This window comes from Mycoplasma sp. 4423, assembly GCF_054353855.1.
In genome coordinates this window covers 1-12,141 of the sequence record NZ_JBTHHJ010000006.1, presented here as the reverse complement: position 1 = coordinate 12,141, position 12,141 = coordinate 1, and the positions used below count along the sequence as shown (strand labels likewise).

Annotated in this window: 9 protein-coding genes; 2 read left to right on the top strand and 7 right to left on the bottom strand. The window is 26.6% G+C overall.

Translation table 4 applies throughout. The features are described from left to right. Position 1: 1 nt before the first annotated feature. The 3 genes from dnaG to ACXYRN_RS01595 form a co-directional block, all read right to left on the bottom strand. On the bottom strand, positions 2-1,921 hold the full coding sequence (gene dnaG, locus ACXYRN_RS01605; RefSeq protein ID WP_458607420.1) for a DNA primase: 1,920 nt from the start codon (positions 1,919-1,921) through the stop codon (positions 2-4). A gap of 11 nt (positions 1,922-1,932) precedes the next feature. Continuing rightward, on the bottom strand, positions 1,933-3,300 hold the full coding sequence (locus ACXYRN_RS01600; RefSeq protein ID WP_458607419.1) for a glycine--tRNA ligase: 1,368 nt from the start codon (positions 3,298-3,300) through the stop codon (positions 1,933-1,935). A 100-nt stretch (positions 3,301-3,400) separates the two neighbouring features. Further along, on the bottom strand, positions 3,401-4,924 hold the full coding sequence (locus ACXYRN_RS01595; RefSeq protein ID WP_458607418.1) for an MAG3090 family protein: 1,524 nt from the start codon (positions 4,922-4,924) through the stop codon (positions 3,401-3,403). Positions 4,925-5,166: 242 nt separating this feature from the next. On the opposite strand from ACXYRN_RS01595, the gene ACXYRN_RS01590 reads away from it, so the two are divergent. Continuing rightward, on the top strand, positions 5,167-6,900 hold the full coding sequence (locus tag ACXYRN_RS01590; RefSeq protein WP_458607417.1) for a GIY-YIG nuclease family protein: 1,734 nt from the start codon (positions 5,167-5,169) through the stop codon (positions 6,898-6,900). Between the two features lie 26 nt (positions 6,901-6,926). Here the strand turns inward: ACXYRN_RS01590 and asnS are convergent, their stop codons facing one another. The 4 genes from asnS to ACXYRN_RS01570 all read right to left on the bottom strand — a co-directional run bounded on the left by asnS (position 6,927) and on the right by ACXYRN_RS01570 (position 11,298). After that, the gene (gene asnS, locus ACXYRN_RS01585; protein WP_458607416.1) at positions 6,927-8,279 is read right to left on the bottom strand and encodes an asparagine--tRNA ligase; all 1,353 of its coding nucleotides are present in this window, start codon (positions 8,277-8,279) and stop codon (positions 6,927-6,929) included. 102 nt (positions 8,280-8,381) lie between these two features. Beyond that, positions 8,382-9,113, bottom strand: coding sequence for a hypothetical protein (locus tag ACXYRN_RS01580; RefSeq protein WP_458607415.1), 732 nt, complete (start codon positions 9,111-9,113; stop codon positions 8,382-8,384). Between the two features lie 27 nt (positions 9,114-9,140). Continuing rightward, positions 9,141-9,881, bottom strand: coding sequence for a hypothetical protein (locus tag ACXYRN_RS01575; RefSeq protein WP_458607414.1), 741 nt, complete (start codon positions 9,879-9,881; stop codon positions 9,141-9,143). A 1-nt stretch (position 9,882) separates the two neighbouring features. Beyond that, a complete protein-coding gene (locus ACXYRN_RS01570) occupies positions 9,883-11,298 on the bottom strand; it encodes a hypothetical protein (protein ID WP_458607413.1) in 1,416 nt (471 codons plus the stop codon). A gap of 179 nt (positions 11,299-11,477) precedes the next feature. Between ACXYRN_RS01570 and ACXYRN_RS01565 the strand changes: the two genes are divergently transcribed. Beyond that, on the top strand, positions 11,478-12,141 hold a 664-nt coding region (locus ACXYRN_RS01565), incomplete at its 3' end, for a hypothetical protein (protein ID WP_458607412.1).

The following is a 12,141-nucleotide window of genomic DNA, read 5'->3' as shown; positions in this document are numbered from 1 at the left end:
TTTACCTCTTTTCTATTCTTATTTTTTTGTTTTGTATATTGGCTAATTCTTTTTGATATTCACTTTTACGACGAAAGTTTTTAATTTGATTTTCAATATAAAATTGCTCATTTGCTTGTGCCGCTTCCTTAACATATGGAAGTAAATTTAACTCAACTGTATCATTTTTTGCTGCATTTTGATACTGCAAATCTATATCATTTTGACATTGTTGCATATATTCTTGAAAATATGAATAGCTTTGTTCATCACTTTGGAATTTACTTAATTTCAAAAAAGTTTGATATAAATGTTCTTTTAGCTCGGTTAATTTTGCTTCGATGTTAATGTTTTCTATTGCTTTATCAGCACTTTCAAAAATATCTTGCTCAATTACTTCATTAATTTTTAGGTTGAACATTTTTATTTCAGTATATAAATCTCGCAATTGTGCAGGTTGGCTAAAAATGACTTCTAAACCTTGTTCACTATAAAATAAGTTTGAAAAATCATTGCGACAAAGCATAAAAATCAAAATCTTTAATCTCTTGAATTTGCTTATTTCATCAAAAAAATGTTTTTTATTCGGATTTATTTGAAATTTTGGATTAACAGGAAATTCAAAATTCATATCAAAGGGATGTTTTTGAATTTGTCTAGGTTGATAATCAACATAAATATTATTTATATCTATATCATAGTTAAATTCACTCTTTATTTTATTTTTAAAATATGCTTTATTTTCGTTTGATAAGTATGATAAATAACTATTAAATTCAATTACAAATTCCTTGATTTTATTAAAATCAGAATTTTTTGTTATAGTAAAATTTATTTTTAATGTATCATAAACAAAATCAATTGCTCCCCGTGTGGTTTGCATCAGTTGTTTTAAGGTTTCTGCTCCTTCTTTATTTAAAATCTCATCAGCATCTTTTTGATATGGATTTATAATAACATCAATGCGATTAATTTTATTCGATAATAATGTCTTAATAGTTTTTAATGTAGCATTTATCCCTGCTGCATCATTATCTAAAAATAATTTAATTTTATAATTATATAAGAGTGGAATATGTTGATTAGTAAGTGCTACACCCATTAAAGCAACAACATTTTTTATCCCTGCTTTATAACATGCAATCGCATCAATAAAACCTTCTACAATTACAACTTCGTTACTGCTTTGAATGTGGTCTTTTGCATTAAAGTAGTTGTATAGAATTTTGGATTTATTAAATAAATTACTTTCAGGTGAATTTAAATACTTAGCTACTTCATTGGTTATTGTGCGACCACTAAAACCTACTATTTGACCATATTGATTTTTTATCCCAAAAACAACCCTATTACGAAAGTATTCTACATAGTTTTCGTTAATCAAACCACTGCTATATAATTTATCAAATCCATAACCTAATTTTTCATTTAAGTGTTTTGATAATAAATTAAAATCAGGTGCAAATCCTATATCAAAATAACTTATAAGTTCGCTATCAAATAAATTACGTGTTTTTAAGTAGTTGATAGCTGCATTGTTTTTAAGTAGTTGCAATTTATAAAAAGTGTTTGCTGCTTGCAAAATTTCTAATTGTTCTTGTTCTTGTGCATTATATTCCACTAACTCGGATTTATTTAAAGAACTAAAATCTAGTTCTTTTCCGATGTTTTTTGCTAAATACACAATTGCATTAGTATAACTCATCTGTCTTTTTTTTGTTAAATAAGTAACTATGTTACCACTTTCTCCGCAAGAAAAACATTTATAAATTTGTTTTATTGCTGACACAGAGAAACTAGGATTACTATCATTATGAAACGGACATAGTCCTACATAATTATTACCTTTTTTATTTAATTGGACATCTTCAGAAATGATATCCACTATATTGTTTGAAGAAGTTATTTCCTTAATCAATTCATATGAAATTGCTTGTGTCATTACCCTCCAAACTAAATATATTCATTAATTTGCTCAATCAAAATGCGAAATTGCTCCATTGTATCGCGATTTCTTAATGTAACAGTTGCATCTTCTAAACTTTGATGATCAACTGTTAAACATCAATATGTCCCAATTGCATCATTGCGACGATAACGTTTTCCGATTGAGCCACTTTCATCATAACTTGTCGAGATTCCTAAATCAATTAATTGGTGATAAATTTTTAATGCTTTTTCAGAAAGTTTTTTAACTAACGGAAGTACAGCAACTTTATAAGGTGCAATTTCTTTTGGAAATCTTAAAACTATTCTTTCATCACTTTCTGTCGCTTTCTCAACATCATAACAATTTACAAGGATAGCAAGCATTAAACGATCTAAACCAATACTTGGTTCAATCACATAAGGAATTAATTTAGTATTTGTTTCTGGATCTAAATATTCTAAACTTTCTCCACTTGCTTGCATATGTGCTCTTAAATCAAAATCAGTTCGATTCGCTACTCCTAAAAGCTCACCTCAACCAAACGGGAATAAAAATTCTATATCAGTTGTTGCATCAGAATAATGTGCTAATTCTTCTGGGGTATGTTCTCGAATCCTAACATTTTCTTTTGTTATGCCAAGTTTTTTTATTAACTTCATACTTTTTTGGATATAATAATCAAACCATTTTGGCGCGTGCTCAGGATAACTAAAAAATTCTAATTCCATTTGCTCAAATTCACGAGTTCTAAAAATGAAATTTCCTGGAGTAACTTCATTGCGAAAACTTTTTCCTACTTGTCCGATTCCAAAAGGTAATTTAGCACGAGTTGTTCTTTGCACATTTTTAAAGTTTATAAAAATTCCTTGTGCTGTTTCTGGACGTAAATAAATTTTTGATTTATTTCCTTCAATTACTCCTTGGGCAGTTTCAAACATTAAATTAAATTGCTTAATTTCGCTTCATTGTGCTTTGCATCCATCATATTCAGGTAAATTTTGATTTAAATATTCTCGCATTTGATCATTGCTAAGTTGTTCAGGGATAATGTTGGAATTAATTTCATTGATTAATTTGTCAGCACGGTATCTTTTTCCGTTCACTTTGTTTTCAATTAGTGGATCATTAAAATTCCCGACATGTCCACTTGTTTCTCAAACTTTTGGGTTCATTAAAACTTTTGAATCGATTAAAAAATTATTAGTTTCTTTTAAAATAAATTCTGTTTTTCATATTTGTTTGATGTTATCTTTTAATAAAGAACCTAACGGACCATAATCTCAAGTATTTGAAAGACCTCCGTAAATTTCACTGCCTTGAAAAATAAACCCAGTGCTTTTAAGATGGTTAACTAAAACTTGCATAAATTCTTTATTATTTTTATTAAACATTTTATTATTATACTATTTTTATATTTTTTAAATATAAAAATTTGCTATTTTATAACTTTCTACAAAAATGCAAAATAAAAAAGTCAAAAGACTTTTAAATTTAGTTAAGCGGTGGAATTACACCTACTCATAATAAAATCACAAGAACAAATAGTATTGCAAGTGCTAAAGAAGCAAATAATACTGTTCAGAACATATATGGAATACGTTCTTCAGTTACTACAACTTCGCTTTCTTCTTTTGGTTGTCCTTTTGCTACATCTGAAAATACTACAACATTAGTTTGTGGTTTAACTTCAGCTGCGATAATAGGATAGTGATATGCTTGTTGTGGAACAAATGCTAAATGTAATCCTTCGAACACAAGATATGATAATCAGTGTACTAATAATACATTTCTACCACATTCTTTTCGATAATATACGGCTGTTTCTGGATTGAATTCGATTTCAGGTTTACCAACAATTTTTTCAGATAATGATTTTACAGATGTTGCCAATGAAGCGGCGACTAATTCGAATAATTTTTGTGCTTTTTTATCATCAGTAAATTTATTAGAAAGTTTTTTAGTAACTACTAAAACATTTTTCAGTTGTTCCTTGATTCTTGTTAAATCTTGCTCAGATGTTGTTTTTTCTTCTTTGAAAAATTCAGCAACCTTAGAAATTCTTTGTGCATAAACAGCTAGAGCCTCAAGTTGTTTAGTAGGTTGTAGATTTTCAATAAATTCGAATCTAATAGGTTCTTTTGAACCCGTAGAAACTTCCTTTACTACTTCCACAGGTACTTCTTTTACCACCTCTTTAATAACTTCGACTACTTTTTCAACTGGTACTTTTACTTCTTTGATAACTTGAACTTCGATAGGAACTTCTTTAGTAACTTCTACTTCCTTAACAACTTCTAATGGTACTTCTTTAACTACTTCAATTTCTTTTACTACCTCAAACGGTACTTCCTTAATAACCTCAACTTCTTTGATGATTTCAATCGGTACCTCTTTAATGACTTCGACTTCTTTAATAATTTCAACAGGAACTTCTTTAACAACTTCCTTTACCACTTCAACAATTTTTTCAACAACTTGAACTTCTGGCTCAGTTTGCTTTACTTCTTGAACTATTACCGGTGCTGCTTGACCTTGTTTTTGAAGTTCTTCGTTTAGTCTTTGTAGTTTTTCGATTTCTAAATCTTTAGCAGATTTTTTTCTTTCAATAATAAATTCATCATCAACAGGGAAGTATGTTTCATGTTTTCTAAGAACTTTAAAATCGTTTAGTCTTTCAAGGTAATCACGAGCCTCATCTGATTTTCTTGCTCCTGTTTTTGAATCAATAAAGAATTCAGATAATACATCACTTTCAACTACATTACCATCAAATTTATCAACATTGATTTCGTAAAAATCAACACCTTCTTTTCATTCTGAAATGAAAATTCCCCCAAATACTTTTTGATCTGTTTGGAATCAAGTTGCACAATCATATCCCAGTGATAAAAATCAGTTCATCGCATCTTTACGAGTTTTAAATTGAGCTAATGCATCTTTTACTTTTGGGTGCTTAAGCACTCATGGATAGTTTTTATTTAATGCTGGTTTATATAAACATAATAGACGTTTCATATTCTTCCTTTAATTTTTTTAATTTTCCTCACTTTTTGCTTACAAATAAGAATATTAGAAATAATTGTTAATATTATATAATATTATTACCACAGCAGATATTGCTAAATACATATTTTTATTCCTAAAAAATAGGAAAAAAAGTAAAAATTCAACTTTTTTTCCTAAAATAAGCAAAGAAAAAGTAATTTTTTTCTTTTTTTCCTATGGTATAGGCAAAAAAAGAAAATAAACGAGGCAAAATGAATAATAAAGAACATATTTTAGAGAAAATTAATCAAATTGTACCGGATGAATGTGGAGTTTACTTATGAAAAAACAAGAACAACGAAATTATTTATGTCGGAAAAGCTAAAAATCTAAGAAAAAGACTTAAACAATATTTTGAAGGACATAATAATTCTTGATTAACTCCTGTGATGGTTGATCAAATAAATGATTTTGATTTCTATATATGTAAATCTGAGCGCGATTCATTTTTAACAGAGTTAAAATTTATAAAACAATTTCAACCTCGTTATAATATAAAACTTACAAACAAGAATACATATCCCTATTTTTTATTTGTAATTGATAAAAATGGTTTACATATAGATATTAGTGATAATCTGAATAAAAAAAATTTAAAATATTATTTTGGCCCGCTTACACCTACATCACAATTTTCAGCTTTTTACGATGTTTTATGTAATCAGTTTTTATATTATAAAGGACTTAAAATTACCAATAAAGATGAATCGTATTGATTAAATGCCCTTGAAGAAATTAAAAATATTTTCAAAAATAAATCGCCTGAATTTATTAAATTAATTTCACAAAAGGAAGCAGAATACAGCAGCAAATTAGAATTTGAATTTGCACAAGTTTATAAAAATGCTTCTGTGTTTATTAAATCATTATTACAAACACAAATTCTACAAATTAGCAACACACAATCACTTGATTTTTTTGCTTTCGAAAAAGTAAATCAAAATATTTTTATTTCAATCCGATCTTATCAACACGGTTCAACCACTTATATTGAAAACATAAATCGCAACTTTCAAGGTTTACTAACTGAATTTATCGAAAAATTTATCAATGATTACTATAAAAAACGACTAGATATAAAAAGCAAAATCTTGCTAGATTTTGTTTATAAATCTGAAAACCTTATTTTTGATGACAACCTTACTAAAAGAATCTTATATCCACAAAAAGGGATTTATAAAAGTATATTAGAAAACCTTAAATCAAATGCTCAAATCCAAGCAAAGGAATATGCGCGAAAACATATAATTAATGATAATGTAGCTTTATGAATTAAACTAAAACAGGAATTAAATTTATCCGAAATAGATAAATTTATTATTTTTGATAATTCTTTTGAGAATTATCAAAAGGATGTTGCTGGTTCTTCTTTATGTTTTGATATCACGGGTCAAATAAAAAACTTAACAACTTTTAATAAATTATCAGAATTCAATCAAAAAATTGATAAGCATTCAGATGTACAATTTACTTACTATAATGCTGTTTCTTTTTTACAAAAGCATAAAAATAAAATAAATGCAAATGATGTTTTTATTGCTGATGGCGGCATTGCTCAAATAAACGAGATTAAGGAAGCGTTAAAAAACTTCAATCTTAATAATCTTGTTTTTGGTTTGGTAAAAAACGATAATCACAAAACACAAAAACTTATTAATGATTTAGGTAAAACTATTCAATTATCTGATGAAAGTTTTTTATATTTCTCTGCTTTACAAGAACATGTAGACAAAAATGTGAAAAGATATTATCATCAACTTGCCGATTCAAAAAACACACTGAAAGGATCATTAAACATCCCTAATATAGGTAAAAAAACTATCACTGCATTAATTGCTAAATTTGGAACTTATGCATCTATAAAAGAACAATCGCTTGAAAATCTTACAGAAGTCATCGGAACAAGTAGAGCCCAATCTGTTTATAATTATTTTCACAAAAAATAGTATTTATCCAAAAGATAAACACTATTTTACATCCTAATATTTCCTGTAGTTCTTGGAAACGGAATGCTATCACGGATATTTTCCATTCCTGTTATAAACATCACAAGTCTTTCGAATCCAATCCCGAATCCAGATGATTTAAGATGACCAAAACGTCTTAAATCAAGATATCATTGTAAGTCGGCTTGATCAATACCGAGTTCATTTACTCGTTTTACGATTTTAAAATAATCTGTTTCTCTTTGACTTCCACCGATTAATTCCCCTATTTCGGGAACTAATAAATCAAAAGCCGCAACTGTTTTACCATCATCATTTTGATACATATAAAATGCTTTAAATGATTTAGGAAAATTAATAACAGCAACTGGAGATTTATATACAACATCAGTTAAGTATTTTTCGTGTTCACTTGCTAAATCTAGTCCAAAATGGATATCTTTTTCTTCAAATATATCTTTTACTTTTTCAAGTTCTTTTAATGCATCTTGATAATCAACAATTTTTAATTCTGAATCTAAAAAATTGTGGATTTTATTTAATAAGTTTCCATCACTTAGTTTGTCTAAAAACTCCATTTCAAAAGGATGTTTAGCTACGGTATTTCTTAAAACAACTTTTAATAAATCCTCTGATAATAAAATAGTTTGATGCAAATCATAAAAAGCCATCTCGGGTTCAATCATTCAAAATTCTGCTAAATGTCTTTTAGTATTCGATCGTTCCGCTCTAAATGTTGGTCCAAATGTATAAATATTTTTAAATACATTTGCATAACTTTCTCCATGAAGCTGCCCCGTTACTCCTAAGGTTGATTTGTTCCCTTTACCAAAAAACGGATCATCCACATTCGAATCAGAGACATTAAACATTTCCCCTGCACCTTCTCCGTCATTAGAAGTAATAATAGGTGTAGTGACATAATGAAATCCTTTAAACATAAAATACTTATGGATTTCTTGTGCCAAGGTTGAACGAATTAACATCACTGCTTTTAAAACATTTGTACGGTGACGCAGGTGTGGAATTTCCCGCAATGTTTCAAGTTTCATTTCTTGTGCTTGAATTGGGTAATCTTCATCCACTTTTTTATATTCAATTAACTTGGTAGCAGTCATTTCGATGGGTTGCGGCGCATCTGGTGTAGCTCTCAAAATCCCTTGTAAAGAAAGTGCAGATCCGGGTTTTAAAGTATCAAGAACATTAAAATCAAAATCACCTTTAAACACTACCTGCAAGTTTTTTATGGTTGATCCATCATTTATTTCTAAGAAGCGAATCTTTTTATTTCCACGATTAGATGTAACTCACCCTTGAATTTGAATATCTAAGTTGTTATAAAAAATAGGTTTTAATAAAATACTTTTTATTGTATGCATTTTTCTCCTTTATTATATTATACTAAATTTGCTTCTTTGCTGTGTTAAAAGTTGTTAATTTCTCTATATCTTCTAAATTAAATATTTCATTTTATTTTTTAATTACCTTATTTTATTGTTATTTTTATAATATAAAAATGCTTGATATAAATCCTTATAAATCATATTACCATAATTTATTTGTTTAAAATGATAACCAAAAATTAAGAAATAATAAATAGCTAATTTATTACTTTTTCTTATTATAACTGTATCAATAACCTTATAATTCATATAAAATATCTTATTACTCTTATAATAAATATGACATAAAAATTTATTATCATCATACTTAGCGTCTTGTTCATTATTTAGATAATATTGTTCTTCTGAATATTCAAAATAATCAAATATCTTAGTTAATTTATTATATAAATATTTATATTTTTTATAATATAAAACTATAAAAACTGATTCTATAACCAATGCAAAGGCATAGAAAATATCTACATATCTTCATTCCTTAAAATAACCTAATTTTATTTGAGACGCAAGTTTATTGTATGCATCCAAATTTACAATTAATTCGTTTATAAAAAATAATAAAAATATAATAAACAAGGACATAATCATATTCTTAAATATAAATTTGTTTTCTTTTAAATATAATTGACCTCCTTTTTTAAATAGTACATTTGTTTGCCTTGCTTCTGTTATACTAACAAGTTTTTGACACTTATAAATAATGAAATTAGTGAATGAGTTTGTATTAAATAATATAATGAAAGAAAGCACTAAGATGTTTGTTGATATAATCACCCCTAAACACATTAATATAAATAAAAATAGTGACATAAAGCTTCCTTAAATATCAAATGTATATTAATCACTTTGTTCTTCGTTAAAAAAATTAACATAATCAAAATACAAACCTTGATAATATTCACTATGCTCATCTTTTCATGATTTGTGCATATCAAAAATAAAAAAAGCAAAAACATCATATGCACTTTCTTTAAATATTTCTTTAACTCTTTGTGTTGTCAGTACCCTTACCCTGACATCAAAAAAGTTTGTTCTAAAATATATATAATTATTTGTGGTAAGCCCGTTGTTAAAGTAAATAGTATTATCAAGCATATATTCACAATCGATTATTTTGCTACTTTTGACTTTTTCATCAAAGTGTTTTCTGACTTTTCTCCCTATATGAAAGCACTGAAAGTAATAATGAAATGTAAAAATATCAGTAATGATATATGTAATAAAGTTTACCATAAAAATTATTATCATTTCTGGTGCTGTTTTTGTATTAAAATACTTGTCTAGTAGGATGAATGTTATTGTTAAAATAATATGTGTAACAAAACGAAAAATTATTGCTATTACTCAATAAAAAATTTCCTTATTATAAGATATAAGATACTTTCTAAACTCATATCATCCCTTTACAAAGTTTATATGATACTCTTTTGTTTTTTGACTTATATCTCTGCTGTATGTATCTTTTGCTATAAAAAAGAAACTTTGATATCTTTTTGTATATGCAATTATAAAAACAGGATAGAAAATAACCGCAAAACAAGCATTTATTATCAACAAAATAAAAACATATTCAAACATTTTATCCTAAATTATCTGTTTTTGTTTTATTAGGTAATTTTCTTATATATCATTCATTTAATTTTTTATTATATATCTTTTGCATCCCTCATGCATAAAGCATTCAATCAGGTTTTGCTAACATTTGTTCTAAGGTTAATACTTCAGATGTTTTAAGATTTTTAAAAACTAAATTCTTTCCTCCTTTACCGCCTTGATTATAAGGTTTATCAATTGGTGTTTCTTTTACTACTACTCATTCAACTCTTTTAATATTTTCTAAATTTATCGCTATTGTTTGTAACTGATTCTCTAATTCTGATAAAAAGTTATTTATCTTTTTATTTTTCTCTTCCATACTATCGATTTCTCTTTTTGTTAAATAGATATCAATTGAATCAAGAACAAATCCTGTTGTATGTAAAAAAGCTTTTTTGAAAAATGTTTTATATGGTACTTTTTCAATTGCTCAAAATTTACCTTTATAATTCTTTACTGCAGAAAAAACATTTCAAGTTCACCCAGAAATAACATTTTTACCATATGAGTAACCTGATAATGCTTCATCTTTCGAACTTTTTTTAGGAAACTGAAATATTTCTGATAATAATTTATGATTCTTTATATATTTATCCCTTCTGGATTCTAATATACTAATTGCAACACTTAATCCAATGGATGCACCTGCTGATAATGCAGTACCAAAAAAACCTAATCCAAAGCTAAAAATACCTGCAAAAAAGCTAAATATAGATACAGCAGACATCGCTATTTGTGCATTTAGTAATCTTTTTATTATATTGTTATACCAAAGTATATTATCATTTATATCTATATAAAGTTGTTTTATATCTTGTGATTTGGATTCAAATTCAAAAAATTGTTTTGTTAGATTTTTTGAATTCATTTCATTACTATCTATGTTTATTACATAACCATTATTCGCATCTAGAACGGTTCTTTGTATTGTAGATTCATTATTATTTAACTTTGCTACTTCTTTTTTAACTGTATGTACACCAGATTTAAAAGTATTTAAGGACTTTGTTAATTCGTTCTTAAATTTTTTATATCCTGTCTCGTTAAGATAGTTATTTATATTTTCTTGTTGGTCTTTTGTAATCAGATTATTTGTTTTATAAATATCCAAAAAATTATTCATTATTTCTTTATAATCATCTAAGGAAATTTCGCTAATTGGTTTATTAATACTTTTATTCTTTTTAATAATTCCTTCCGATATTTTATCTAGTATATTTTCTTTATTTTTAAAAATATCTTTAGATAATTTTTCTATATATTCTATATTTAAATCCTTATCAGGGTGTTCCTGAATTTTCGGAAAACTTGTTTCTAATTTTACATCATTGTTGTTAATACCAGTTAACCCGTTCAAACCAGAAGTGACATCACCTATTTTAAAAATAATATTCTTCATTTTATTCCTTTCTCATATAAATAATTCTATCAAAGAATCCAACATAAGTGGTTTATTTGTTGAATTTATTTCACTTTTATGATATGTATGTTGTATATGTATTATTGATTCGGTATTTCTTTGTGATATAAATTCCTTATATAAAATAATTCATTATAATTTGTCTATATAGGGGTTATATGAACAAAAAATTAAAAACTTTATTGATATTATCAAGTTTAACAACTTCTACTATCGCAGTAAGTTGTGGAACAACTACATCTGCTAATACAAATAGATCTGGTGGAAGTGATTCAGTAACATCAGATAAGAACAAAAAACACGAACCATCTCCAGAAGAATTAAGGGAAAAAGCAATCGAATCGTTTGTAAAAGAAAATAAGATTAATGATAATTATTATAAATATGATGGACAAAAAGATAATAATCCGTTCTTAAAAGATTGGGATTATTGGTTTAAAATCCCTGGTTATAGCATTAAAAACTATGATGCTGATGATGTAAGAAATTGAAAATTACATATTGCTAAGCCTTATATGAACATCGGGGATTTTGGTAAGATTAACGATGCATTTGATGCAAAAATTAATGGTGGAGTCGATCAAAGTTTATGAAAAGCAAAGAAGCAAAAATTTAATGATTGAGCCAAAGCTGAGTTTGGTTTTATTAAGCCGAATCCTGATGTTGATATAGAAGTATCGATGAAGAATTATAACGGGGATTTATATCAACTAATTAACGATGTGATAAATGATAAAATAAATATCGATGAAAAAACAAAAGAAAATTTTTATAATGAAGTTTTAGCATATTTAAATTCTGCTAGTGATAAAAATACTTATA